Origin of the sequence: Arthrobacter sp. MYb213, assembly GCF_002979915.1 — a bacterium.
Lineage (GTDB): Bacteria > Actinomycetota > Actinomycetes > Actinomycetales > Micrococcaceae > Glutamicibacter.
This window is the reverse complement of the sequence record NZ_PCQA01000001.1, coordinates 259,919-285,663: the sequence shown is the minus strand read 5'-3', so window position 1 is coordinate 285,663 and position 25,745 is coordinate 259,919. Positions and strand designations below refer to the sequence as shown.

Here is a 25,745-nt window from a genome sequence, read left to right as displayed (position 1 = left end):
TGCTAACCAAGCCCTTCGTTAGGACACTGTTTCGTCGACTTCTGATGATCTTTGACGACCGGTGAACTCGTTCATGGATCCATAAATTCTGAAGACCTTGTCTGCTACCAGATCCCACGCTGCACGTGGCAAAATACCGCGCAAGGCTTGCCCAAGCTTGCTGGCCCAAGGCAACAATACTAACGGTGTTCCACGAAGCATCGCGTTCCAGGCCTTAGCTGTTACCTGCTCAGGTTCCATGATGGGAGTCAGCAACATGCTTTTCGCCCCGGCGAACATCCCGGTGGAAACATAAGTGGGACAAAAAGTGGTGACCTTAATGTTCCGTTCGGCTTCTTGCTCAAGTTCCAAACGTAGCGAGTCACTCCAACTCATGGCCGCGGCTTTAGAGGCTGCATAAACACTCATATTCGGGTTGGATACCAACGCGGCTGCTGAGGCAATTGTCAGAACTCGGCCAGGACGCCCCTGCGTGCCCATCTGTTCTAGCAGTGCATGCGTCAAATACATCGGGGCGAGGGAATTGACCGCCATGGTGTCCGTGATTTGCGCCGTACGATGTTTTGCAAAGCTCGTGCCAGTAACCACGCCGGCATTATTCACCAGCACATCGACGCTCCCACCGGCTAGGACCTGGTCTGCAGCCGCCGTGATTGCCGACTGATTACGCAGGTCCACGACCTGAGTCTGAATCTTACATGCAGGGTTTAACTCCGTGAGTTCTTCGGCACGCGCACTGAGTTGCTCACCGCTGACATCCCAAAGGATCAGACGCTGAGCACCTTCCAGACAAGCCATACGAGCAAACAGTGCACCCATTCCTTGAGCTGCTCCGGTAACCAGAACTGTCAGACCTGCCACCGATTCTAAGCGTGCGCTCTCACTCATCGATTTCCTCCCATAGTTAAGCCGATCATGGCCAAGTGAAACTTACCCTACAACGTGAGGCGCGTTACATCGCGAAGGGTGATGGCGCGTCGATCCCCTAGTCCATGGCGTCCTGGCATCATTTGATCCCCAGCACCTCAAGTCGTTCGCGATACTCTTGAACAGTGGTGCGCGGTGGCCCATAGTTTCGACCACCTTGACCACCGCATCCGATGTTTACCTCCAGCAGAGGACTTACGCAGTGCATATCGACCGCCTCGACGCCGATTTAATCGAGCTCCTCACCGAATCCCCCATGCTGCCCGTGATGGAATGCGCCAGGCGCCTTGGCGTGGCGCGCGGCACGGTGACTAGCCGCTTGGCACGCTTACATGAAGGTGGGGTGATCAAGGCAATCGTTCCGCAAGTACAGCCTGCCGGATTCGATTATCAATTGGTCGCCTTCTGCTCGGTGGAAATCATCCAAAAATTTGGTCATGAACCAGTAGCCACCGGCTTAGCCGATTCCATCCCCGAAATTGTGGACATGTATACGGTCACCGGAACCTCTGATCTACAGTTGCGGGTCGTGGCAAGAAACGCCGGCGACCTTCAAGCAATTTTCGACCGGATCAATCTGGTACCCGGGGTGGCTCGCACCTCGTCATCACTGGCGCTCCGTGAGCATTTTCAAGGGCGGACCCTCCCACTGGTTAAAGCCTATGCAAAAAATTCGCCACCCGATGAGAAGACTATACAAATCGATCAGTAAATTCTGCAGCTACGGCCCAAACGGTATACAGCATGCATAGCCTTTTATGACCCGATTGCGCCGTACACACACTCACACCTACAGTCTTTTCTTGTGACTCGCTTCACCTAGGTTTGTGTCCTGGGTATCAAATTCTCGGCAGACCGCACTTCACCGTTTTGTCTACGGCGATTCATGACTTTTAGAGAGGAATCAATGAACATCAATCAACGCCCCTCCCTCGCCGCAGTTCCGGCCTACCGCCAGGGGAAATCTGCTGCGCCGGGCGCCTCGAAGCTCTCGTCCAATGAATCGCCACACGCGCCGTTGCCTTCGGTGATTCAAAGCATCGCGCAGGGTTTAGAGAACATACATCGCTACCCAAATATGGCCGCTCCAGAACTCATTAGCGCGTTAGCTAAAGAGTATGACTTGGATCCGGAGCAGATTTCGTTGGGTGCAGGTTCCGTTGAAGTAGCCTCCCAACTCATTCATGCTGTGGCCGGCGAAGGTGACGAGGTGATGTTCGCTTGGCGTTCATTTGAGGCTTATCCATCGCTGGTTCGTATCGCTGGAGCCGTTCCAGTTGAGGTCCCGCTAGACGCCGAGTTCAAGCACGACCTGACTGCCATGCTCGCTGCGATTACCGAGCGCACCCGGCTCATCTTTATTTGCAACCCAAATAACCCCACCGGAACCGTCGTTGCCGCCGAGGCATTGGAAGAGTTCGTGGCAGCAGTCCCCGAAAACATCCTGGTAGTTATTGACGAAGCTTATGTGCACTTTGACCGCTCAGATATTCGCGCCGACGGACTCAAGCTCTTTCGCAAGTACCCGCACGTTGCAGTTTTGCATACCTTCTCCAAGGCTTACGGCTTAGCCGGGCTGCGTATTGGATATGCCATCAGCCCACTTCCGGTTGCACAGAACTTGCGCAAGGTTGCAGTGCCTTTCGGCGTTACCGACCTTGCTCAGCGTGCAGCCGTGGCTTCGCTTGAAGCCGCCGAGGAACTCAACGTCCGCATCGAAGAAGTAGTAGAGCAACGCGATCGCATGCTCGAAGGACTACTCGCCGCCGGTTATCCAGCGGTTCCCTCACAAGCCAATTTCGTGTGGGTCGCTGCCGGTGAAGACACCGCGCAGTTGGAGGCCACCTTAAACGAAGGAAATGTCGTGGCTCGTGCCTTTGCAGGCGAGGGTCTGCGTATTTCCTCTGGCAATCCCCACGACGTTGACCGCGTCTTGGCAGCATTGAACAACAAAGTACAGGTAACTAGCCTATGAGTACGAAGACCGACCTCCAGAAAAGTGAGGATGCCCCCAAACTCCACGCTGGGCTAACTCAACGTCAGATCTCCATGATGGGTCTTGGCGGTGCTATTGGTGCTGGGCTCTTCGTAGGCTCAGGCCAAGCAATCTCCATCGCTGGCCCAGCCGTACTACTGTCCTACTTGATCGCCGGCACCGTGGTTATTGTGATCATGTCGATGCTCGCCGAAATGGTAGCGGCAGACCCCTCCTCCGGAGCATTCAGTACCTTCGCGCATAAAGCGATGGGTAGCAGTACCGGCAGTACCGTTGGCTGGCTTTATTGGATCCAGCTCGTTGTGGTCATTGCGGCCGAAGCAACCGGTGCGGCCGCGATTGTTGCCGCGTGGTTCCCCAACTTCCCGCAATGGGCTTGGGTCCTAGGCTTTGTGGTCCTGTTTACCGGGGCAAACTTACTGGGCGTAGGAAACTACGGAAAGTTCGAGTTCTGGTTCGCGTTCATTAAAGTCGCGGCGATTGTTGCCTTCTTGGCCGTCGGCACACTAGTTCTGCTTGGGATTATTCCTACCGACGAGCCAGTTGGTTTGGCGAACCTTGCCGCCCACGGCGGATTCGCTCCGGCCGGTTTGACCGGTATTGCGGCGGCCCTATTAATCGTGATTTTCTCCTTCGGCGGTACCGAAGTAGTCTCCATCGCCGCAGCCGAATCCGATGACCCACAGGGCAATATCAAACGGACCATCAAGTCCGTGATGATGCGTATTATGTTCTTCTACCTCGGCTCGGTCATCGTGATCGTTGCAGTACTTCCTTGGAATAACCCCGCCATTATCGACGGTCCATTCTCCGCGGTCTTAGGCGTACTGAACGTACCTGGCGTTGAACTGGTCATGAGTGCCGTAGTAGTTATCGCACTGCTTTCCGCAATGAATGCGAACATCTATGGCGCCTCACGCATGTTGTATTCGCTCGGCACCCGCAAGATGGCTCCACGTGCGGTCACTCACGTCACCGGTAAGGGAGTTCCAGCCAACGCAGTACTCGGCTCGGTAGCGTTCTCCTTCATCGCGGTGGGGTTGAACTGGATCTGGCCAGATGCAGTCATGCCGATCCTGCTCAACGTGGTCGGCTCAACGATCATCGTGATCTGGTGCTTTATTGCTCTCACGCAATACATTCTGCGCCGTCGTGCAGAACGTGAAGGAACGCACTTGCCGTTGAAGCTCTGGGGCTTCCCCTACTTATCTTTGGCCACCATTGCCATGATGGTTGTCATTGTGGGTATCGCGATGACTGATGCGGTAGCCCGCACGCAGCTCTTGCTCACCCTTGGCTTGACCGCGGCCCTTTGGTTAGTTTCCAAGGCATTGAAGCTGGGAGCTGCCCCGCAGCACCAGCGGTAACTGACTACCCGAACTAAAACCGGGAAGCCGGCGGAACCTTTTGGTTCCGCCGGCTTCCCGGTTTTTGTCTACACATTTCAGGCCGATCGGCGTTTGACCATTTCATTAATCCAAATCGGAGCGAAGGGTGACGTGCACCCGGCAGGCGTGGGATAGTCCGCTAAAACCTGCAAGGACTCTCCGATACGTAAAGCGCGAGGGCGTAGTTCTTCGTTCTCGATACCAATCTGGGCCAGGGTGTTGTTCATGGCCCACTGCAAACGCTGTGGGGCGTGAAGCATTTGGGCTTCGACAACATCAAGCAATGCGGATTGGTCAAGGTTTTCTGGAGCTTTAACCACTTGGTGGGCCGTCAGCTCCCATCCTGCACTTGCGACCACTGGGTCCTGATCATCCACGAGCCTTCGGCGAAGCTCTTCAAGATGCTTGCTCTTTTTCACCACATAGTTCAGGAACCATGCTTGAACCTTTGGCGTACGGGACTGCCTGACCCACTGTTCTAAGTCATCAATGGTGAACGCCCGCGGCTTGCAAATGAGAGTGGCGACCAGCTGACATCCTGTCTGGTCGGTATGCCATAGCTCGGTGGCAAGTTCGTGATTACTTTTCAGTGCCTTGGCCAAGGCGCGCAGTTTGCCAAGATTTACCCCGTAGTCGTCCCCGTGTTTTTCGTTGATGGCGCGGATCCGTGGATCTTCTAAGGATTCCAGCGCCCGTTGTACGTCGGCAACATTACTCGAAGGACTCAGTTCAATGTCGGTACTCATGGTCTTATCTTCCCTGATATCTGGCTTCGGATCATCAACTACATCAAGGTAGCCGTGCGTGTTGCTTCAGCGATTTATCTACCGTGCAAGTACGGGTAGCAGGCGTTTCAGCCAGTGTCTTTGCCCGAAGGTTTCTACTGCCTTGGGATGATAGTTCTCTTTGACCCAAGGCACAGCATCTGCTGGTGATACGCCGCCGAGCACGGCCAGTACCGCTAGGGCAGTTCCGGTCCTGCCTACTCCCCCGCGGCAGGAGACCTCAACACGTTGAAACGAGGCCCGCCGGTATGCTTCGCGCAGCGCAGCCACGGCGGATTGGGTTGACTTGGGTGTCGAAAAATCTCGCCATTGGACCCACCGGTATTCGCGGTCCGAAAATTGAGGATCCCGGCCTAGTAGATACACCCCAAAATCAGGAGGGTTCAAGGCTTTGCTACGTTTTAGGCTGGCACCTCGAATTTGCTTTCCATCTGGCAAACGCACCAGACCAGGCTCGTCTGCCGGCCATTGCGCTCCATCTGTCCACTGCCCTGGGCCCTTCTGCATATCTGGTTATCCGGCTATGCTCTGCACGGGCTGACGAAGGATCGTCCGGAGTTTTTCCGCTGCAACACGTCGCGGATCATTCAAATAAATTTCGTGATGTTTCCCGGTCAGCTCAAGAGCATGCGCAGGAATGAATTCTTGATGCATTCGGCGTAGTGTTTGGGCTTCATCGTCATAGGGTCCGATATGTAGGGTTTGTACACATAACCCTTCGGCGAAGATTTCGAATCGCACCTTTGCTAGATCTATCGGCGGATCTTTCCGCCCTAAGTCTTCTTTGATACTTTCAAACATGCTTTGCTCAACCCAGTCAGGAACCATGATCATCATGGTCCAGTGCCACAAGGACTTGTCCCTGTGCTCGGTAAAGGAGGTCATATCCTTCGCCCACCAGAGCCCTTCTAAGGGCATCACCACGTAGTCACGGCCAAGTTCACGTTTACTGAAAAACTTCAGCTTGTAGGCCACCGGATACAGCGCCTGCAGTGCTTGAGCATAGGCCGGCGAAGTGTTCGGATCCCCGTACCCATCAATCATCAGGTATTTGCGTTCGGGTAGCTCAAGTAGTGCAAACTCTTCATGCTTCGCTCGATACCCGAGCAAACTTTTCTTTAGATCGACTTTCTCAGCCATCGCTTGCGCCTCTTTCTTAGAACCAGCCACGGCGTCGGAAGACAATATAAAGGGTCGCCGCGAACCCAATCATCAGGATTACTGCCGCCGGATAACCCAAAGCCCAGTGCAGTTCTGGCATTACGTCAAAGTTCATTCCGTAGATCGCTGCTATCAGGGTCGGCGCGAACAAGATCGCAGCCCACCCGGAAATCTTTTTCATATCCTCGTTTTGACGTTGCGCCACCAGCGTTGAATTCACATTCAGGATTTGGGAGAGCGCATCACGATATTCCACGGTCTGCACATGTGCCCGGGTCAGGTGATCGGTGACGTCTTGGAGATAGGTTTGCAACTCATTGGGTACGTCGTATTTATTGAAGCCATCCGATAGCGAACGTACTACTTCAAGCAACGAGGCCGTCGCATGCTGCATATCGATAATCTCTTGGCTCAACCGGTAGATACGTTCGGTGACCGCTGCATCGCCGCTAAATACCTGACGCTCGATCTGTTCTTTATCTATTCCCAAGCCTTGCAAGACGGGCACGTAGCCATCGACAATCTCATCTAGCAACCTATAGAGCACCGCTTCGGCGCCCATGCTCAGTAGTTTGTTATCGGCCAATAATGTCCGATCCCGGGCCACAAATTCGTCCGCCACCGAGGTTTCAAGCTTTAGCCCAGGGGTGCCATCGATCCAGCGATGGTCTTGGCAAAGCACCGCAATGGAACCCGGTCGAAGAAGGATGTGAAATTCCGAAAGCTCGACTTCTTCAAGATCGTCTAAGTATCGTGCCGAACGCACCACTAACAGCAACACGTTGCCATATCGTTCTAGTTTCGGTCTTTGCCGCGCATGCATCAAGTCATCTACCAGGACCGGGTGCAATTCCCAGGCTTGTGCGAGCTCGTGAATATCTTGTTCATCTGGCGTCGGATATAGGCTCAGTGACACGCGTCCCGCGGCACTGTCTGCGTATTCCAATGCGTTAGTAGGCGAAGTAGCAGCTGGCGCCGCTCGCACCGAACCGTCCTCAACGAATCTCACCATAAAAGGCGCATGTTCATACTTCAGAGCATCTTTGGCTCGATTAGTACGGTGCAATACTTTGCGGGTTGGTTCCCTCATCTGGGCTCCTGTCCAAAATCCTACGAAACTTGGGCGTAGGCGAATTCCGCGGCATTCCAGTGAACCAAACGGGCTTCAACGTATCGTATCCCTCTAAGGTATAGGGCTACTGGGGAAATTATCGGCGCTACACGCGTCTTTTCGGCTGTTAGTAGTCATTTCCCGCCATCAGATCTTTCTTCGGAGACATCACCGTTGCACTTGTCGCGTTGGCTTTCTTAGGTGTCACTGCTTTACGGCGCGATCGCAGGAATCTTCGCGCTGGTAAGGTCACGATTCAACGCCAATGTTCGTACTGCGCCTGCCGCGATGAGCTACGGCTTCGGCATAGATAGCTGTTCAAATTCCCCAACGCTATGGACCTCGTTGGCAGTTTAGGAGCGGGCCACATTGCGCTTTAGCACTCTAAGCAACCGGGGAAGGCCATTGCATGCGAATATCATTTTCATGCCGATACTTCTGGCCTCACGTGTCCGCAGTGGTCTTCCAACGGATGAATGACTTTGAACTTTTGGTACGGTAACGAGGTGAAGAAGTCTCGAATAGTCGCACTGGTCTCGGTGCTCTTTATTGTCGCCGTGGGGCTTGTCATCTGGAATCCATGGGATTCTTGCGATGCGCCTCAACCGATATGCGAAAATTTCGAGAAGATCCAGAGCCTAGATGGCATAGCCTCAGTACAAGTCGACTACGAGACGATAGCTATTGATCTCAAGGACGGAGGTAGATCCTCCGCCACTTGGACTGTGAATCTGTCAGAGAATCAACAAGATAGCGTAGCAATCGAATCTGCGGTTCGCGCAGAAGAGATCCTGCAGGGAACGGTGGTTCCCACCGTAGAGCTACAAAATTACTCTCAGTACGTGCTCGGGATACCACGGGTCATCAAAACCGAAGCAACAACAGGTCAATATTATGAGCTGAGCGTCTCCCCCTTTAAGGATTTGAAGAGCGAATTGCGCCAAGCTTTCATGCTCAGAAATGCTGGGGCATTGCGCGTCACTAACTCGTCCGTGGTCGCTATCGATCCACAAGACTTGCAACGGATAGCCAGTTTCGCCAAAGAACAGGGTTTCGATGTCAGCCTAGAAACCGAGGATCAAAAAGTGCGCTATACACCCGATCCGACAATCGATATGGAAAAAGTGGCTCTCGTTATCGATGCGGGAGCATTGCCGAACGTCGAAACAGCCCTTTACGGCAGTCAAATGCTTTCCGTTCACAGCGCCACTGCCGATAGCACCGTTGAAACCAGCGCCATTCAACAATGGCTAGAGCAGCACACGCCTCCACACAATCAACCATTGAAGTACTCTGTTTCCTCCCCTGGCTACGCAAAAATCCTTGAGGGGTGGATTGGCAAAGTACTCCCGGATTCGTTAATCCCAGTGCCTGCTCCTTTGCCTGAGGGAACCAACGCGTGGAAACAAGATCCAAATGCTAATTACTGTACGACTAACGATGTGAAGTTCGAACTCAGTGCACCTGACGCCGCTCTTGGTTCCCGATATTTATCGGTCTACGCGACGAACATTTCCGATACACCTTGTGCGGTTCAAGGCCTGGCTAATCTGGAGTTTTTCAACGAAAAGGGCCAACCCCAAACGGATGTTACGGTGACAGCAGATCCGGGAATCTCCCCAGAATTAGTGGTCATTCCCGAAGGAGAAACGGCGATGACCACAATGAAATGGGGCGCCATGTCGACCTCTCAGGATCCCGATGAAACTACGCGTCTGGAAATCTCTTTACTGCCCGGACTGGAACCGACCAAGCTAACGCCACAAATTGAAGGTGCCGACACCTCGTTAGATATTCTCGACGGTGCGAAGATTCGTATTAGTCCGTGGGTGCAAGCCTTGGAGGGATGGAGCAAGCCTAACTAGTCTTGTGCGACTCTCGTCAAGGCTATGCTGGCTACTTCAGCTACGTCTGGAAACCGGGTTTGGGAAGCTAGCAACCGGTTCTAGAACTGAGTAACGACAATGTATCTGAAGATATTCAAAAGGCCTGCGACTCAACGCAGGCAGTGGAGCTAAGGGGAATCGGACCCCTGACCTCTTCGTTGCGAACGAAGCGCTCTACCAACTGAGCTATAGCCCCGCGATATCTTCGACCGTACTCCTGTAAATTTCATCCCGGTTGATCACTCCATCGATGGAACAGGCAGATAGTGCGTCCTGTGCCGCGTAGTTCAAGACATTGAAACTCTCGAAATACGGATCTCATACCTGGCAGATCACAAAAGTCCCACCTCGTGAGTAACGAGATGGGACTCTTGAATTTAATTTGTGGAGATAAGGGGATTCGAACCCCTGACCTTCTGCATGCCATGCAGACGCGCTACCAACTGCGCCATACCCCCAAAAGGATTGCTTCCTGATCAGGCAACTTACTAATCATAAGTGAGCTCTAATCTCGGAAGCAAATCCGATTTTCACTTAAGACTATTTGGCTTCTGCAGTGATTTCGATGACCGGGCAGTCCGACCACAGGCGGTCCAGGGCGTAGAAGACACGGTCTTCCTGGTGCTGGATGTGAACGACCACGTCGCCATAGTCCAGAAGTACCCAACGGCCCAAGCCGAATCCTTCGCGGCGTACCGGACGAAGGTCAAACTTTCCGAGGACCATTGCCTGGACCTCGTCAGCGATTGCGTTGACCTGTGGCTCAGAGCCACCGGAGACGATCAGGAACGCGTCAGTTACGCCCATACGTTCGGCGACATCAAGTGCCACAATGTCTTCTGCCAACTTGTCAGATGCGGCCTGAGCGGCCACCTGAACGAGGGCGATAGAGTCTGCGTGTGCTCCCATGAAGTGGGGTGTCTCCTTATAGAGGTATAGATCGAGAACTTAATTGTCCTACGAAGACAGCGAACTGATCAACATAACAATACCCGCAATGAGTGCGGCACCGCCCACGCTGAGTGCAGCGATCATAGCAATCAGCATGTTATTTGCACGCCGAACGCCATGAGTTTGAGCATCTAGTGGCTGCAGCCCTTGAGCATTAACCGCCTCGATACGTGGCATTTCCACATTCGCTTGCGGCGCCGAAGCTTGAGCAGTCGATTGATCATTTGAGCCAGCGGTTTTTAATTGCGGCTTTGCCGCTGGCTTGACCGCTTGGCCAGTCGCAGGTTTAGGCGCAGGTACGGCTTGTGGCTTCGCCGCTGCCGGTGCTGGTTTAGCTGGTGAAACCGTTGAAGCTGGCTTGACCACCGGCTTAACAGTTTTCGCGGCAGGCTTTGGAGGCATCTTGCCAACGCTTGGCTTCTTGGATGCCTGCGAATTATGCTTCAGTTTGTCAGAGAGTTTCCCACTGGAATCAAGATCCAGCGAGACGCTTTCAGTCTTAGGACCTTGCACGCCAGTCTTGGCGATACGGTCTTCGACTTCGCGAATATTGCCCAGGGCGCCGGTAAAAGGATCGGAGAGCGGCTGCTCTTTACCCTTCTTTGCGTTCTCAATACGTAGTCGTTCACGCTCTGCAGCACGACGAGAAATGATTGCAGCACGAGCCGCCATTTCCCGCTGATGAGCGAGTACTTCGAGATCAATCTCACCATCATCTTCGTTCAAAAGATTCGGATCGACTGGAGTCTTGGGATCGTGGGAGCGTCGAGCGGCTAAGGCTTCTTCGACACTCATCACCGTGGTTTCCGGTGAATCGTCGGTTGACTTCGGTTTCGAAGCCGGCTTAGCGGCCTTGGGCTTCTGATTCGCCGAGTCAGGATTTTGGTCTGCCAGCGACTGCAAGCGTAGCTGGCGTCGGGTCAACGGTTTTGGCTCTTCAGCGGGTTCCACTGTGGGAACGTTTGTGGTGAGCGCACCGACTTCTTCTTCAAGGCGACGGCGTTCGCGTAGTGCTTCGCGGTCACGGGCACGACGCAACGATGCGCGCTCCCCCATTGGCTTATCTGATGATTCGTCAGGCTTTGTAGCAGACTCAGTTTTTGGTGCCGAGGCAGGCTTCACGGCGCTATCAGCCGGCTTTACAGCTGGCTTGGGAGCTGAAGGGGCCACCTTAGGTTCCGTTGCCTGTTTAGGGGCAGGACCAGCCTTTGGAGCAACGGCAGGCTTCCCTGCTGGCTTCTTTGCTTCGGTGGCTACCTTGTCCGGTACGCCGGGTGAGCTTTTCCCAACCGGGGCTTTTACCGAAGCAGGCTTCACTGGCGCTTTCGCCGGAGGGGTCTTTGCTTCTGGTTTCGCCGGAGGATTTGAAGCAGATGGAGTGGCAGTTTTCGGGTCAGCTGGGCTGGCACCTGCCGAAGGCTTGACATCCTTCTTTTCAGTTGCCTGCTGATCGGCTAGCTTCTTGGCTTCCTGCTCGGCCTTACTACTGGCCAGCATGGCTTCCATTTCAGCGCGCCGCTTTTCACGCAATGCTCGCCGGCTTGAAGCCGGCTGCGTGTTATCGCTCATCCTGTTCTTCTCCCGACCGCGTAGACAAAATACCGTCACCCTTACCTAGAGATTATGCCGTGTTAGAGGTAGCAATGTGAGGTTACGACTCGGTATAGAGCCCATATTTTGCAATGTACTGCACCACACCGTCCGGAACCAAGTACCAGACAGGCTTGCCTTGGCCTACTCGACCGCGACAATCTGTGGAGGAAATCGCCAATGCTGGGATTTCTAATAATGAAACGTTCTCTTGGTGAAGTTCCGGAAGTACGTGCCCTGGACGACTCACACCGACAAAATGTGCCAAGTCCCAGACTTGATCTATGTCTTTCCAACTGGCGATACGACTCAACGCATCGGCACCGGTGATAAAGAACAGTTCTGCTTCGGGACGTTCGGCACGAAGATCAAGCAAAGTGTCGTGCGTATACGTTGCGCCTTCACGGTCGATGTCCACTCGGCTCACCGTGAAACCCGGGTTCGAGGCCGTCGCAATAACCGTCATCAAGTAACGATGCTCGGCGGCAGAGACATCCCGTGTGGACTTCTGCCAGGGCTGTCCAGTAGGAACGAACACCACTTCATCCAGATCATATTCGGAGGCAACCTCGCTGGCTGCTACCAAGTGACCATTATGGATGGGATCAAAAGTACCGCCCATCACGCCGAGGCGCAATGGGCGGTTCTTGTCTTTTGGATCAGCCAAAGCTAGTGCTTGTCGCCGTGAACCTTGAACTGACGGTGGACATCTTCACCCTCAGCGTGATCCGCGTGACGCATACCCACGTTGGTGTAGGAAACGGTGACCAGCAACAACACCATCAGCGTAAGGAAGATGCCACCACCAATGATGATTGCCATGGTATGCGGGTCCATGCCGGTGGATGCAGCTTCAGAAGCCATAATCAACGCGTTCAACTTATTTCTCCAAACGTTTTAACGAGACCATATCTGTACGACAAATACTGGTCCGAAAAGTAACGGTACGATTCTTCTACATCCTACCGAAAACACAGAACATAAACTATTTACGAATATGCCCGTCGCCCTGAACGATCCATTTAGTTGTCGTCAGTTCGGACAGACCCATAGGACCGCGCGCGTGCATCTTCTGGGTGGAGATACCTACTTCGGCACCTAAGCCCAGCTGCCCACCGTCGGTGAATCGAGTCGAAGCATTAACAATCACTGCGGCAGATTCAATCTCCGCAATAAATCTCTCGGACTCAGCCAGTGACGAAGTAATGATCGCTTCGGTATGCCCGGTGGAGTATTCGCGGATATGTTCCAGCGCCTCATCCATCGTATCTACGAGTTTGACCGCGATATCCAGGTCTAGGTACTCATTACGCCAGTCATCTTCCCCGGCAGCAATAGTCTCAATTCCTGGCACCAAGGAAGCAACCCGTGCGTCGGTATGTAGCGTCACGCCAGCCTCCGCAAGAGCTCGCAGTACCGCCGGTGCAGCCGGAGCATCCTTAGCGATCAGCAGAGTTTCTACCGTATTGCACACGCTCGGACGGTGAGTCTTCGCGTTGAGCAAGATGTCGGTAGCCATTTCCTCATCGGCGCTTGCGCTCATGAAAATGTGCACATTACCTTCGCCGGTTTCGATTACTGGCACCTTGGCCGTGGTCACTACACGCTGGATCAATTCTCGACCACCACGTGGGATCAGCACATCGATTCGGCCACGTGCTGCCATCATTGCGTCGGCGCCTTCGCGTCCGTATTCGTCCACGGAGATCACTAGATCTCGTGGCAAGGAGACGGATTCCAAGGCGTTACGGATGTAGTTGACCAATGCGACATTTGAGTTCAACGCAGCGGAACCACCACGGAGCAATACCGCGTTGCCACTCTTCAGTGACAACCCCGCGATATCTACGGTTACGTTGGGACGCGCCTCGTAAATGGTGCCGATAACGCCCATTGGCACGTTAATCTGACGCATCCGCAAGCCGTTAGGCAAGGTCTCTCCACGCACTACACGTCCAACCGGATCGGGTAGGCCAATAAGTTCTTCAAGGGCCGAGATCAGTCCGTCAATACGCTGATCATCAAGCTTGAGTCGGTCAAGCATTGCAGCACTTGTGCCGCGCTCCCGACCGTTCTCTAGGTCTTTGGCGTTTGCAGCCATAATTTGCTGACGGTGGGAATCAATGGTGTCAGCGATGGCGCGTAGCGCCTTATCTTTCCAATCACGGTTTGCTCGCGCAAGAGTTCGCGAGGCCCGGCGGGCCCGATCTGCCAGCTGGTTAACCGACGTAGCAACGTCGGTGGTGGATTCGGTCTTGGTTTCGGCTGAATCTAGACTCATGTCTCCCATTCTATTGACCCACCTCCATCAAAGCCAGATCATCGATATGCACCACAGCCTTCTCGTAACCTTCGCCAAGCGATTCGGCGATCTCACTAGTGGTACGTCCCAGCATGTCTGGAAGTTCTTCCGAAGAATAATTTACTAAGCCTCGGCCAATAATGGTGCCTTCAGCATCACAGATCTCTACTGCGTCGCCGGCTTCGAATTCTCCGCGAATTGCGGTGATGCCTGCGGCAAGCAATGAGTTCGTTCCATCGGCGACTGCGCGTACCGCGCCGGCGTCCAAGATGAGTCGACCTTCGGCGGATGCCAGGTGTGCAAGCCATACGTCACGGGCCGAACGGCGCGTGTTGCGAGCAGCAAACCAGGTTCCCACGTCTTCGCCGGCTAGCGCACGAGCAGCGTTATCGGTACTCGTGACCAAGGTAGGAATACCGGCCGAAGAGCTCATGGTCGCGGCATCAACCTTAGTGATCATTCCGCCGGTACCGACGCCCGCAGAACCTGGAGTGCCCAGATCAACCGTGTCGAGTTCATCAGGGTGACCCACATGCGAGATACGGCTTCCGCCGTCCTTTGGATGTGCGTCATAAACCGAGTCAACATCGGAAAATAGCAGCAACGCGTCGGCTTTGATCAGGTGGGCTACCAAGGCGGCCAAACGATCATTGTCACCAAAACGGATTTCTCGGGTGGCTACCGCGTCATTTTCGTTGACAATCGGCAAGACGCCCAGATTTAACAAGCGGGTCAGTGAACGCAGTGCATTGGTGTAGGTGGTGCGGTGCATCAAATCATCGGCGGTCAACAAGACCTGCCCGACGTTCAGGTTATATTTGGCAAATTCTTGGGTGTACTGCGCTAGCAGTAAGCCCTGACCTACGGCTGCTGCCGCCTGCTGGGTGGCAAGGTCTTTAGGACGCTTGTCCAACCCCAGCGGCGACAGGCCTGCGGCGATAGCGCCGGAGGAGACTAAAACGATTTGAGTGTCGTCGTGCACTGTTTGTGCGAGAGTGTCGGCCAGGAACTTCAGCCGCTCATGGGAGATTCCCCCGCTGACGGTTGTCAGCGAGCTGGATCCCACCTTGACTACTAGTCTTCGTGCTTGAGGTAGATCTCGAAGTGAGGAAATTGAAGATAATGTCTTGGTTGCTCGCACATTCATACTTAGTCTTCCTTTTCTGCTGCTCGATCCTTCGCAGCGCGTTCAGCATTCTTAGCATGTACAGACTCGGTCCAGATGCCAGCGCGACGTTCAGCTTCAAGCTCCGCACGCGCCTCGGCCTTCGCGGCACGACGATCTTCATGCTCTGCGCGCTTCTGTTCACGAGTCTTACGGTTTCGGTCTTCAAGACGGATGTCTTCGCCACGGCGTGAGCCGAGCAATTCTGCACCGGCAGCCATGGTTGGCTCCCAGTCGAAGACCACCGAGTTTTCTTCGGCGCCAATCACGACGGCGTCGCCAGGCTTTGCCCCGGCCCTAAACAACTGGTTTTCAACACCCAGCTTTGCTAGGCGGTCTGCCAGGTAGCCGACTGCTTCGTCATTACGGAAGTCGGTCTGCACGATCCAGCGTTCAGGCTTTTCACCAATGACACGCCAGAGCGGTTCGTTGCTCACCTCTTCACGGCGAATAATAAATTCGGTCTTCTTTCCGGTGCGTTGACGCAGCATCGGAACTTCCACAACCGGGGTTTCTTCGACACGCTCGGAGCGTGCCTTCTCTACCAATTCAGCCATGGCGAAGGTCAAATCACGTAATCCATTACGTGCCAAAGCCGAGATTTCAAAGACGCGGTAGCCACGTTTTTCGAGCTCTGGGCGCACAAACTCGGCCATGTCGGCACCGTCAGGCATATCTACTTTGTTGAGCGCAACAAGTTTTGGACGCTCGGTCAGCGGAATAATATTGCCGTCGGTTCCGGCGAAAGTCGAGTCGGCTTCGTAGGCCGCCAATTCGGCTTCGATGGTTTCCAAATCGCCAATAGGATCGCGATCCGACTCTAGAGATCCGCAGTCAAGCACGTGCACAATAGCGGCACAGCGTTCAACGTGGCGGAGGAATTCGTGACCCAATCCCTTACCTTCAGACGCACCGGGGATCAGCCCAGGGACATCGGCTACGGTGAAACGAATTTCGCCGGCCATGACGACGCCAAGGTTTGGCACCAAGGTGGTGAATGGGTAGTCAGCAATCTTCGGACGGGCAGCCGATACGGCGGCGATCAACGAAGACTTACCGGCCGAAGGGAAGCCAACCAGGGCAATATCCGCCACTGACTTCAGTTCCAGCACAATTTCTTGGCTGGTACCGGGGGTACCAAGCAGGGCGAAACCCGGAGCCTTACGCTTATCCGAAGCGATAGCCGCGTTGCCCAGACCACCGAGGCCACCTATGGCAGCACGGTATTCGTCACCGACCTTGACCAGGTCGGCAATGATGTCGCCATCCTTGGTTTTCACCACGGTGCCCGCTGGGACGCCAAGGATCAAGTCCTCACCCTGCTTGCCCGGGCGCAGATCGCCCTTACCTGGCTCGCCATTGGCAGCCTTACGGTGTGGCAGGTGATGGAAGTCCAGCAAGGTGGTGACCTGCGGGTCGACGCGCAAGAAGACGCTGCCACCATTGCCGCCTGCTGCACCGTCTGGTCCACCGAGCGGTTTGAACTTCTCGCGCTTGATGGACACACAACCGTGGCCACCATTACCTGCGGTGACATCTAGAGTTACGCGATCAACGAATGCAGCCACGGGGCCATCTTCTCCTATAACGGGGTGCGAGCATATGCTCGCTTAAAGTCTATCTATACGCACACAAGGGGCGGACCGAAATCGGCCCACCCCTTGTGCACTGAAATAATTGTCTGTTGCCTAAAGTTAGGCAGCAGTCACAATGTTCACTACGCGACGACCACGACGGGTGCCGAACTCGACTGCGCCAGCAGCCAGAGCGAACAGGGTGTCATCCTTGCCACGGCCTACGCCGGCGCCTGGGTGGAAGTGGGTGCCACGCTGGCGGACGATGATTTCGCCTGCCTTGACATCCTGGCCACCAAAGCGCTTTACGCCTAGGTACTGTGCGTTGGAATCGCGACCGTTGCGAGTGGAACTCGCACCTTTCTTATGTGCCATGCCTTTTAGCCTCTTTCGCTACAAAAATTGGTTATTACGATCAGCCCAAATTAGGCGATCGAGGTGACCTTGACCTTGGTCAGAGCGGCACGGAAGCCCTGGCGCTTCTTGTAACCGGTCTTGTTCTTGTACTTCTGGATAACAATCTTCTGGCCGCGGAGGTTTTCTACAACCTCAGCGGAAACCTTGACCTTAGCCAGGTCAGCAGCGGCGGAAGTTACCTTCTCGCCATCTACCAACAACAAGGCTGGAAGCTCAATAGAGCTACCTGGGGTAGCCCGAAGACGGTCTACGGTGATGAGGTCTCCAACGGAGACCTTTTCCTGGTGGCCGCCTGCGCGGACAATTGCGTACACCACGTGGGTACTCGCTTCTACTCGACGTTTATTGTCTTACCGGCGCAGAAATCAACCCGAACATCTAATAAATTAGATGCCTGAATCAGGGATCTCATGCGCTTGTGCCTTGACGCCGAGCGGATCAGAAATCCGTGATCTTGGCGTTTAGCACCGATCAACCAGATTACGCTAGTCAACACCACCGGGGCAAATAGAAACTGCCCCAGCGGGTGAAGCGTGATCAAGTTCATCTTATTTCAGTTCACGAACCGGAACTCCAACACCAAGCATTACCGGTTTCCCGGCAGCCTCGGTTGGCTTTACGTTTCGTGCACTGCTGGTATCCATCTGGACCACCGAACCGGTGGCAGCAGATACCTCGGCCACACTAACCTCTGCGTGCGCATCGCCCTGGACCGAGGTGGCCCGACGGCTGCGTCGCTTTGGTTTAGTGGAACTCTGTGGGGCCACAGCGGCTGCTGCGGCGACTGGAGCGGCTGAGGTAGCTTGCGCTACCTGCGCTCCCTGCGAGGCTGGCATTGCAAGCCCAGTCAGCATTGGCTGTCCGGACGAGCTGGGCGCAGCTACGGATTCACTCTGCGCGCGGGTAGCTCGGCGTGAGCCACGCTTGCGTGCATTTGGTTCTGGCTGCTTTTCGGCAACCGGAACCACAGAGGTTTCAGTTTCAGTTTCTGGAGCGGAAGCCTGAACTTCAGCATGTTCGGATCCATGTCCCTGGTCCGCGTGGCCACGACCGCGTGAGCGTGATCGTGAACGGCGACGTGGCTTGCGTCCAGCTTCAAGGCCTTCCGAATCCTCCCCTTCAACTCCGCCAGGAAGCGCGGCTTCCAAGGCTTCCAGAGTTACCGAGTTCTCCTCGGAAGAAGTCTGTGCGGCTTCACCCTTGGTAACCGGGACGTTTGCTCCGTCGAACTTCAAACCAGATTCGCTAGGCTGCTCAAGATGCGAAGCCGCGGCAATATTGGCTAACGCGTGGCGAGTTGCTTCGTTCTTCTCACCAGGTTCAGATTCATGATGCTCGGTGCTCTGCTCTGCTGGCTTCACATCTTCACGTTCGTTGCCACGACGGCGACGACGCTCTGGACGCTGAGACGAAGACTTCTCCGGGAACTTCTTTGCGTGAGCTTCACCGGAAGAGTTGAAGGATTTGCGGTGTTCTACTGGCTCTTCATGAGTGATGAAGCCGCTACCGGCACATGCTTCACATTCTTCACCGAAGACCTCCAGTAGACCTGTACCCATGCGCTTACGCGTCATCTGTACCAGTCCTAGGCTGGTCACCTCAGCTACCTGATGCTTAGTGCGGTCACGGCCAAGGCACTCGACCAATCGGCGCAACACGAGATCGCGGTTGGCTTCCAAAACCATGTCAATGAAGTCGATGACGATAATGCCACCAATGTCACGCAAGCGCAGCTGGCGGACAACTTCTTCGGCCGCCTCCAAGTTATTCTTGGTGACGGTTTCTTCTAGGTTTCCGCCAGAGCCGGTGAACTTGCCAGTGTTCACGTCAATGACGGTCATGGCTTCGGTACGATCAATAACCAACGAACCACCGGATGGCAAGAAGACCTTACGATCCAACGCCTTGTTGATCTGTTCGTCAATGCGGAAATTGTTGAAGATATCTTCAGACTGTTCCCACTTCTCCAAACGGCTCATCAGATCCGGTGCCACGTACATGACGTAAGCCTCGATAGTGTCCCAAGCCTGTTCGCCAGAAACAATCAGCTTCGTGAAGTCTTCGTTGAAAACATCACGAACCACCTTGATGGTGAGGTCAGGCTCGGAGTACAGAAGCTCTGGAGCTAGGGTCTTGGTTGAGGAAGACTGTGCTTCGATACCTTCCCACTGAGCTCGCAGACGGTTGATGTCGTTAGTCAGCTCTTCTTCGGATGCACCCTCGGCTGCGGTACGTACGATGACGCCAGCATTTTCCGGCAGGTGATCCTTCAGGATCTTCTTCAGACGCTGACGTTCCACGTCTGGAAGTTTGCGGGAGATACCTGTCATTGAGCCACCTGGCACATAAACCAGGTAGCGGCCCGGAAGGGACACCTGACTGGTCAGACGTGCACCCTTGTGGCCCACTGGATCCTTGGTGACCTGCACGAGGACCGAGTCTCCGGCCTTCAATGCATTTTCAATGCGACGTGGCTGGCCTTCAAGTGCTGCCACATCCCAGTTCACTTCACCGGCATAAAGCACGGCGTTACGGCCGCGGCCAATATCAACGAACGCAGCTTCCATAGAAGGCAGCACATTCTGGACCTTGCCCAGGTAAACGTTGCCAATCAATGAATCTTGCTGGGTCTTGGAGACAAAGTGCTCGGCGAGCACTCCATCTTCCATGACACCGATCTGAATTCGATCTTCGCGCTGGCGCACAATCATCTTGCGCTCTACCGATTCGCGACGAGCCAAGAACTCGGCTTCGGTGATCACCTGACGACGACGTCCGGTTTCACGCGATTCGCGGCGACGCTGACGTTTTGCTTCCAGACGGGTGGAGCCTCGAACGGAGGTCACGCGGTCCGACGCTGGAAGCTGCGACTCAACGCTGGCGCGTGGGGCGCGAACGCGGGTCACGGTATTTGGTGGATCATCCTGTGAACCACCTTCAACCTCAAGGTCAACATCTCCACGGCGGCGACGACGACGACGACGCGAAGTGACATCGTCGTCTTCGGTCACATCACTGTGCTGCTGGCGTGGGGTTCGTGCCTTCACCGGGTTAGCGGTTTTAGCCACCGCGTGCTGCACTACGGTGTGAGCTGCCTCTGGAATTGCGAACGGGTTCATGATCATGGTGTTGCCGTGCTCTGCGAGCAAGGCTCCGGTGTGATCCTCCGGCGAAACTTCGTTGGTCTCGGAACCCTTGGTTGGTTCGGTGACTGCCGCGGCGAGCTTCGGACCGGTTTCTTCCGGAGCCTGCTCAACTTCGACCTCAGCCGGGGTCTCCTGCGAGACTAACTTCTCGTCAGACGCTGCGGCTGCCTGCTCGACCGCGTCACGAGCCACTTGCTGGCGACGTTCGGCTTGGCGGCTCAGGCGTTTGACCGAGTCAGGAGTGGAGACCTGTGTGCGGCGCGTGGCGCGCCAACGGAATGGGCTTTCCTCTACACCGGCTGCGGCATTGAGTTCGGCCAAAGTTAGTGCACGTCGCAACGGACGTGAGGGGGTGGTGGCTACAGTGGTACGGCGGGCTCGCGAACGATTGCCACGCTTATTTGACTGTGCGCCTCCCTTTCGCTGATTTGATGCGCTCATTTAAATTCGCGTACTCCTAGTTTAAATTCCCGCTTCGGCGACCTCCACAGACGGTGCCTAGGCTGAAACAACATTCGTCACGTGTCTTACGGCCGTCCTCGAAGAGTCGGCCAGACACAAAAGTCCTTGTGTGTTCCGCAACTTGTCTCACACCGATTCATTTGACTGATCCGGCATGCACTTGCTGCGGCTCAACGTGGCCGTTGAAAACCGGCTGCTTTCCTTTGCAGCCCTACGATCCGCGGTATTCCCTCGGGAGGCGCACGTAATGGGCACTCAACCGAAGCGATGCATCGCAAGACGATCTGTCGTTTCAAAAGTCTGTCGTCGGGTTGAAAGCAGACTGTGGATCCGCGAACAACCATTTCCATTCTCTCATATTTAGTTCATGACAAGTTCACAAACACATATATATTGCACAGAAAAGCTCCATAGTATGAGCTATGCAAGTTGCGCGTTGACCCGCATTCGACTGAACATATGGAATAGTCAAGATATGGTTTCATCACTTGAGAGTCCGCAGAACTCGGGCGTGTTGCCCTGGTGGGCAAAAGAGCGCGGCTATGGAGTATTCGCTGTACTCACCGGAACAATCGCATGGATTGCTTCTGGCATTTTGGTTTTAGAGCGCCTCGAGCTCTACAAGAATCCCGATTACGTCACCAGCTGTGATTTCAACCCATGGGTATCCTGCGGCACCGTAATGAAGTCCAGCCAAGCGGCGCTCCTTGGTTTCCCCAACCCATTTCTGGGAATAGTGCTCTTTGGTGTGCTGATTACCATTGGCATGGCCTTGCTCGCAGGCGCCAAGTTCCAGCGTTGGTTCTGGATTGGAATCCAAACCGGTGTAACCATCGCCATGATATTCATAATTTGGCTCTGGTCTCAGGCGCTTTACGAGATTAACGCGCTATGCCCGTACTGCATGGTGGTCTGGGCGGTCATGATCCCCCTCTTTGTCTTCACCACCTCACACAATATTGCCCGAGGCGTCATCCCAAGTTCAGCAGGACTGAAAAAGTTCGTCACCGAATGGAGCTGGATTATCACGGCAATCCTCTGGGTCTTAGTTGCGGCCTCGATTGTCATGCGATTCCCGAATGCCTTCTTTGGCTAGTATTAGCCGGCGTCGACTCGCGATGGGGATCAGTGCGGTGGCGCTGATCCCCATCGGTTTATTCCTGCGCTTTCAGCCTTGGGGCTTGCTTTCGGATCTATCTGGGGGAATTCTCTACGCGAGCTTTATTTATGTTTTAGTGGCCTTCTTGGTCCCCGCAAGCACGCGAATTACCGTGGGATTGTGGGCACTGGGATGGTGCGTAGCGGTGGAACTATTGCAATTAACCGCTTTCCCCAGCACCGCGGCGCACTTGTTCGCACCGGCACGGTTGGTTTTTGGGACCGGCTTTGCGGCAACTGATCTCGTGGCTTACCTTATCGGTGTGCTTTTCGCGTTTCTCGTTGATTTGTTTTGGCAACGCCGAATCACTCATTCGCGCTATTAGCGAAAACCTTGAGGCACCAGTGCCCTTCGAATTCTCACTTACTCCCCCGCACAATCAGGGAAGTTACTGCTTAGACCCCGCACCGCGTCGACTGGTCTCCATGAGCCAAATCACCCCAATCGAGTTCAAAGCGTCTAGATTAGGGTCATGGGAAGCGACAATTGGAATACAGAAAATGCCCAAGATTATGGCATCAATCTACTGATCTCGGACACAATTAGGCTCCGCGAGCTACAAGACGATGACCTACCAATCCTGACCCAGTGGTGGAACAGCCCAGAATTCATGGCACTGCAAGGAAATATTGTCCTGCCACATCCAGGAATTGAAGCAGCCAGTCTTTTTAAGAGCTGGAGCCTGAATCGTGGAACGAAAGATGGCGTGGGTCTTTCCGTGACCCTGCCAGATGACACCTTGATTGGGCACACAGCGCTTTATAACTTCAACGCTCCGGCACGTTCGGCTGAACTCATGCTGATGATTGGCGGCTCAAATGTCGGCCAGGGATACGGCACCGTCGCGACGAAAATGATTGTCGACTTCGGCTTTCGTGAAATGGGACTGAACCGAATTGGTTTGGGAATCTGGGCATACAACGAACGCGCACTTCGCACGTTCTCGCGTGCTGGTTTCCGCGAGGAAGGCCGCCACCGCCAGGCAGGATTCCACGATGGAGCATTCCATGACCGCATTCTGATGAGCTTGCTCGCCGAGGAGTATTTCGGGAACTAATCCCCCACTGACTCGAACTAGCTCTTATGGGGTGTTTGTCCACGTCTTCGTGGACAAACACCCCATTTTGTTGCTTCGAAGGCTTGTAAACACAAAAGCCAGAGCTGAAATTGGCTTCTCTCGGCGTTGTGCTGATTGCTAATCTACTCGTTAGCCTATTGTTGGAGCTAGTTAGTGTCAGTTACAAGGAGTACCCATGGATTTTCTCCGTAAACTTAAGTTGCCGCAGCGTCAGCCAAAAGCCGCTCCGTCAGCACCCCCCGAACCTCCGGTAGGGGAACTTCTCAGCGAGTCAGAAGTGGCTAAGCCCAACTTCACAGTGCCCGCGCTATGGACGGACATGCTCGGCCGTCTGGGTATTCGCAGCGCACAGCTGCTAATCGTCGGAACCTTAGCGGCGTTCTTTATTATTGGCATGTTGCGCCTCACGGTGATCGTTATCCCGACCCTGCTCGCGGTGATTATTTCTTGCGCATTGTGGCCACTGGTACTGAAACTGCGCAAGGTCTTCTCCCCCCTGCTTTCCGCATGGATCGTCTTCCTCGGTTCGTTACTGGTGCTAGGCGGAATTGGTACCGGCTTAGTCTTCTCAGTCATCAAAGAATGGCCCAAGCTTGTTGATCAGGCCGTCGAAGGCTTTAACCAGCTCAATGACATGGTCCTAGGTTTCATCGGCAATATGCCGCTATCCATCGACCAAGCGCAGATCGATGGTGTCGTAAATTCGGTCACCTCATTCCTGACAAGTTCGCAGTTCGGAACTGGCGCGCTAAACACGCTCAGTGCGGCCGGTAGCTTCGTGACCGGCCTGGTCTTACTGCTAGTGATCTTGTTCTTCTTCCTAAAGGACGGGGACCGGATCTGGGCTTTTGCCGTCTCTTGGACGCCAAAGCACTACCGCAACAAGTGGATCCTTTCCGGTGACCGAGCTTTACGCACCTTCGGCGGATACATTCGCGGAACCGCAACAGTCGCCGCCGTAGATACTCTCGGTATCGCTGCGACGTTGTTGATCTTGCAAGTTCCTTTGGCTCTACCGCTGGCGGTTATTGTCTTCCTCGGTTCGTTCATTCCGATGGTAGGTGCCACCGTGGCCGGTATTCTGGCTACGCTGATCGCCTTGGTAACCAACGGTCCAGTCGTCGCTTTGATCGTGCTGGCAGCGGTAATCATCGTCAACCAGCTAGAAGGCAACTTCCTTCAGCCGGTGGTCATGGCCAACGCGCTGAACTTACATGCTCTGGTAGTCTTGATCGCTTTGGCCGCCGGCACCGTGCTGGCGGGCATTATCGGCGCCGTACTATCTGTGCCGCTGACCGCAGCAGCTTGGGCAGTGGTCAAGGTCTGGACGGATAGAGATAACTCGGATGCCGTTGATGATGCCAAGAAGGACATCGAGGCGAAGGTCAAACCAGAAGATCCTAAGAAATCACTGGACGCCGACGATTCTCTTCCCGAAGGCACCGCACGAGGTACCGAAAGTTAGAACTCGATAGTGCTTCGTCTTGGCCTCACCGATTTTGGTGGGGCCAAGACTTTTTTGTATTGAAAGGTGCAGCGATGGCTGAAATAAAACGCGAAATCATCACCACACATACAACGGTGTCCCTAGGTCGTTTTCTGCCCTCGGACTTTGCTGCGGTACATGAGTATGCCACCGACCCGCTGGTCTATCGATATGCCGAATGGGGCCCGAACACCGAAGCGCAGACCCGAGAGTACTTACTGGAAGCCTGTACGCCGTCCACAGAGGCGCTAACTCTGGCAGTGCTCGTAGAAGGTCAGCTCATTGGTGCCGCGGCCGTGTGGACCACGGACGAGCAACACCGATGTGGCGAGCTTGGCTACAGCCTCAACCAGCGCTACTGGGGACGCGGGTACGCCACCGAAGCGGCACAGCTGCTCCTTGAGCTAGGCTTTAGCGCCCTTGATCTGCAACGCCTCACCGCTACGTGCGCGCCACAGAATACCGCCTCTCGCCGCGTCTTGGAAAAGGCTGGATTGACTTATGAGGGGTTGCTACGCGGGCACAAACTCATCAATTCTCAGCGCCGTGATTCATTGCTATTCGCAAAGCTGCGAACTGATTAGAAGCGTCATCTGGAGAACTGCAACGTTGCGCTTTCGTCTAGTGATGTGTTTAATGTGACTCAAGTGAAAGAAGCGGCTTTATGTGACAAGTGCGGCGCCTTGAGAATCGTTGTCACAGCAACAAGATCCGGTTTTTGCTCAGATCAGATCTCAACGCAGGCCACGCTTGACTACACCAACGAAGTGCCTTTGGGCGCTCACTGCGATATTTAGGAGGTACTCATGCTGAATTTCAGCTATGAGGATGCACTAAAGAATTTTTCTAGTTTGGTCGATAATGTCGTGACCGAACATGCAGTTGTCTCTGTTTCCAGGTCCCCCAAAGAATCTGTCGTCATGCTCTCTAAAGACGATTATGATTCCATTCGTCAGTCTTCGGTACCGGCTTCGGCTCACGCTTCTTGGGGTTCATCTCCCGCTTCAAACCCATCACTGGTACCTCATTCACATAACTCCCTGGATGACTGGTTCTAAGTTTCAGCGGTCCCTGAGCCTGTAGCCGGGAATTGAGTGTTTACACCATTGCTCTTTGCCCTGCCGTCCAGCTAAATATTTCTCTTTTGCTCGCGCTTGTTAG

At 54.5% G+C, this 25,745-nt stretch carries 25 protein-coding genes and 2 tRNA genes; 10 read left to right on the top strand and 17 right to left on the bottom strand.

Annotated elements, in window-relative coordinates:
• Positions 1 to 18: 18 nt before the first annotated feature.
• Complete coding sequence (locus tag CQ011_RS01345; RefSeq protein ID WP_105673929.1) at positions 19 to 888, bottom strand: SDR family NAD(P)-dependent oxidoreductase; 870 nt, start codon at positions 886 to 888, stop codon at positions 19 to 21.
• Positions 889 to 1,129: 241 nt separating this feature from the next.
• Here CQ011_RS01345 and CQ011_RS01340 point away from each other — a divergent pair, with 241 nt between their 5' ends.
• The 3 genes from CQ011_RS01340 (at position 1,130) to CQ011_RS01330 (ending at position 4,290) form a co-directional block, all read left to right on the top strand.
• Positions 1,130 to 1,639, top strand: coding sequence for an Lrp/AsnC family transcriptional regulator (locus CQ011_RS01340; protein WP_146112539.1), 510 nt, complete (start codon positions 1,130 to 1,132; stop codon positions 1,637 to 1,639).
• Between the two features lie 195 nt (positions 1,640 to 1,834).
• On the top strand, positions 1,835 to 2,902 hold the full coding sequence (gene hisC, locus CQ011_RS01335; protein WP_105673927.1) for a histidinol-phosphate transaminase: 1,068 nt from the start codon (positions 1,835 to 1,837) through the stop codon (positions 2,900 to 2,902).
• Positions 2,899 to 4,290 carry an amino acid permease gene (locus tag CQ011_RS01330; protein ID WP_105673925.1) on the top strand — a complete coding sequence of 464 codons (1,392 nt, stop codon included), beginning with the start codon at positions 2,899 to 2,901 and terminating at the stop codon, positions 4,288 to 4,290. Before hisC ends, CQ011_RS01330 begins: the two co-directional genes overlap by 4 nt.
• A gap of 77 nt (positions 4,291 to 4,367) precedes the next feature.
• Here the strand turns inward: CQ011_RS01330 and CQ011_RS01325 are convergent, their stop codons facing one another.
• The 4 genes from CQ011_RS01325 to CQ011_RS01310 form a co-directional block, all read right to left on the bottom strand.
• The gene (locus CQ011_RS01325; RefSeq protein WP_105673923.1) at positions 4,368 to 5,057 is read right to left on the bottom strand and encodes a DNA alkylation repair protein; all 690 of its coding nucleotides are present in this window, start codon (positions 5,055 to 5,057) and stop codon (positions 4,368 to 4,370) included.
• A 78-nt stretch (positions 5,058 to 5,135) separates the two neighbouring features.
• On the bottom strand, positions 5,136 to 5,603 hold the full coding sequence (locus tag CQ011_RS01320; protein ID WP_105673922.1) for a protein-tyrosine phosphatase family protein: 468 nt from the start codon (positions 5,601 to 5,603) through the stop codon (positions 5,136 to 5,138).
• Positions 5,604 to 5,609: 6 nt separating this feature from the next.
• Positions 5,610 to 6,236 carry a GyrI-like domain-containing protein gene (locus CQ011_RS01315; protein WP_105673920.1) on the bottom strand — a complete coding sequence of 209 codons (627 nt, stop codon included), beginning with the start codon at positions 6,234 to 6,236 and terminating at the stop codon, positions 5,610 to 5,612.
• A 16-nt stretch (positions 6,237 to 6,252) separates the two neighbouring features.
• Positions 6,253 to 7,347, bottom strand: coding sequence for a magnesium and cobalt transport protein CorA (locus tag CQ011_RS01310; protein WP_105673918.1), 1,095 nt, complete (start codon positions 7,345 to 7,347; stop codon positions 6,253 to 6,255).
• Between the two features lie 497 nt (positions 7,348 to 7,844).
• Here CQ011_RS01310 and CQ011_RS01305 point away from each other — a divergent pair, with 497 nt between their 5' ends.
• On the top strand, positions 7,845 to 9,233 hold the full coding sequence (locus CQ011_RS01305) for a DUF4232 domain-containing protein (RefSeq protein WP_105673916.1): 1,389 nt from the start codon (positions 7,845 to 7,847) through the stop codon (positions 9,231 to 9,233).
• Between the two features lie 144 nt (positions 9,234 to 9,377).
• Here CQ011_RS01305 and CQ011_RS01300 read toward each other — a convergent pair.
• The 12 genes from CQ011_RS01300 to CQ011_RS01240 form a co-directional block, all read right to left on the bottom strand.
• A tRNA-Ala gene (locus tag CQ011_RS01300) sits at positions 9,378 to 9,450 on the bottom strand.
• A 189-nt stretch (positions 9,451 to 9,639) separates the two neighbouring features.
• A tRNA-Ala gene (locus CQ011_RS01295) sits at positions 9,640 to 9,712 on the bottom strand.
• 82 nt (positions 9,713 to 9,794) lie between these two features.
• Positions 9,795 to 10,163 carry a ribosome silencing factor gene (gene rsfS, locus CQ011_RS01290; protein WP_105673914.1) on the bottom strand — a complete coding sequence of 123 codons (369 nt, stop codon included), beginning with the start codon at positions 10,161 to 10,163 and terminating at the stop codon, positions 9,795 to 9,797.
• Between the two features lie 48 nt (positions 10,164 to 10,211).
• On the bottom strand, positions 10,212 to 11,774 hold the full coding sequence (locus tag CQ011_RS01285) for a hypothetical protein (protein WP_105673912.1): 1,563 nt from the start codon (positions 11,772 to 11,774) through the stop codon (positions 10,212 to 10,214).
• A gap of 82 nt (positions 11,775 to 11,856) precedes the next feature.
• Positions 11,857 to 12,462, bottom strand: a complete 606-nt coding sequence (nadD, locus tag CQ011_RS01280; protein ID WP_105673910.1) for a nicotinate-nucleotide adenylyltransferase — start codon at positions 12,460 to 12,462, stop codon at positions 11,857 to 11,859.
• A 2-nt stretch (positions 12,463 to 12,464) separates the two neighbouring features.
• Positions 12,465 to 12,659: a hypothetical protein gene (locus tag CQ011_RS01275; protein ID WP_286161039.1), complete on the bottom strand. Its 195-nt coding sequence runs from the start codon at positions 12,657 to 12,659 to the stop codon at positions 12,465 to 12,467.
• 121 nt (positions 12,660 to 12,780) lie between these two features.
• Positions 12,781 to 14,076 carry a glutamate-5-semialdehyde dehydrogenase gene (locus tag CQ011_RS01270; RefSeq protein WP_286161038.1) on the bottom strand — a complete coding sequence of 432 codons (1,296 nt, stop codon included), beginning with the start codon at positions 14,074 to 14,076 and terminating at the stop codon, positions 12,781 to 12,783.
• Between the two features lie 10 nt (positions 14,077 to 14,086).
• The gene (gene proB / locus CQ011_RS01265) at positions 14,087 to 15,244 is read right to left on the bottom strand and encodes a glutamate 5-kinase (protein WP_105673904.1); all 1,158 of its coding nucleotides are present in this window, start codon (positions 15,242 to 15,244) and stop codon (positions 14,087 to 14,089) included.
• A 2-nt stretch (positions 15,245 to 15,246) separates the two neighbouring features.
• Positions 15,247 to 16,830 carry a GTPase ObgE gene (obgE, locus tag CQ011_RS01260; protein ID WP_105673902.1) on the bottom strand — a complete coding sequence of 528 codons (1,584 nt, stop codon included), beginning with the start codon at positions 16,828 to 16,830 and terminating at the stop codon, positions 15,247 to 15,249.
• A 126-nt stretch (positions 16,831 to 16,956) separates the two neighbouring features.
• Positions 16,957 to 17,211: a 50S ribosomal protein L27 gene (gene rpmA, locus CQ011_RS01255; protein WP_096254657.1), complete on the bottom strand. Its 255-nt coding sequence runs from the start codon at positions 17,209 to 17,211 to the stop codon at positions 16,957 to 16,959.
• 50 nt (positions 17,212 to 17,261) lie between these two features.
• Positions 17,262 to 17,570 carry a 50S ribosomal protein L21 gene (gene rplU / locus CQ011_RS01250; protein ID WP_096254656.1) on the bottom strand — a complete coding sequence of 103 codons (309 nt, stop codon included), beginning with the start codon at positions 17,568 to 17,570 and terminating at the stop codon, positions 17,262 to 17,264.
• Positions 17,571 to 17,801: 231 nt separating this feature from the next.
• On the bottom strand, positions 17,802 to 20,840 hold the full coding sequence (locus tag CQ011_RS01240; RefSeq protein ID WP_105673900.1) for an Rne/Rng family ribonuclease: 3,039 nt from the start codon (positions 20,838 to 20,840) through the stop codon (positions 17,802 to 17,804).
• Positions 20,841 to 21,336: 496 nt separating this feature from the next.
• Between CQ011_RS01240 and CQ011_RS01235 the strand changes: the two genes are divergently transcribed.
• The 6 genes from CQ011_RS01235 to CQ011_RS17995 all read left to right on the top strand — a co-directional run bounded on the left by CQ011_RS01235 (position 21,337) and on the right by CQ011_RS17995 (position 25,642).
• Positions 21,337 to 21,957, top strand: coding sequence for a vitamin K epoxide reductase family protein (locus CQ011_RS01235; RefSeq protein ID WP_105673898.1), 621 nt, complete (start codon positions 21,337 to 21,339; stop codon positions 21,955 to 21,957).
• Positions 21,941 to 22,345 carry a ribosomal maturation YjgA family protein gene (locus CQ011_RS01230; RefSeq protein ID WP_105673896.1) on the top strand — a complete coding sequence of 135 codons (405 nt, stop codon included), beginning with the start codon at positions 21,941 to 21,943 and terminating at the stop codon, positions 22,343 to 22,345. The genes CQ011_RS01235 and CQ011_RS01230 overlap by 17 nt, the downstream gene beginning before the upstream one ends.
• Positions 22,346 to 22,492: 147 nt before the next feature.
• Positions 22,493 to 23,077 carry a GNAT family N-acetyltransferase gene (locus CQ011_RS01225; RefSeq protein WP_096254651.1) on the top strand — a complete coding sequence of 195 codons (585 nt, stop codon included), beginning with the start codon at positions 22,493 to 22,495 and terminating at the stop codon, positions 23,075 to 23,077.
• A 196-nt stretch (positions 23,078 to 23,273) separates the two neighbouring features.
• Complete coding sequence (locus CQ011_RS01220) at positions 23,274 to 24,563, top strand: AI-2E family transporter (protein WP_105673894.1); 1,290 nt, start codon at positions 23,274 to 23,276, stop codon at positions 24,561 to 24,563.
• A 74-nt stretch (positions 24,564 to 24,637) separates the two neighbouring features.
• Positions 24,638 to 25,168: a GNAT family N-acetyltransferase gene (locus CQ011_RS01215; RefSeq protein WP_105673892.1), complete on the top strand. Its 531-nt coding sequence runs from the start codon at positions 24,638 to 24,640 to the stop codon at positions 25,166 to 25,168.
• Positions 25,169 to 25,390: 222 nt separating this feature from the next.
• The gene (locus tag CQ011_RS17995) at positions 25,391 to 25,642 is read left to right on the top strand and encodes a type II toxin-antitoxin system Phd/YefM family antitoxin (protein WP_105673890.1); all 252 of its coding nucleotides are present in this window, start codon (positions 25,391 to 25,393) and stop codon (positions 25,640 to 25,642) included.
• The last annotated feature ends 103 nt before the right edge of the window (positions 25,643 to 25,745 follow it).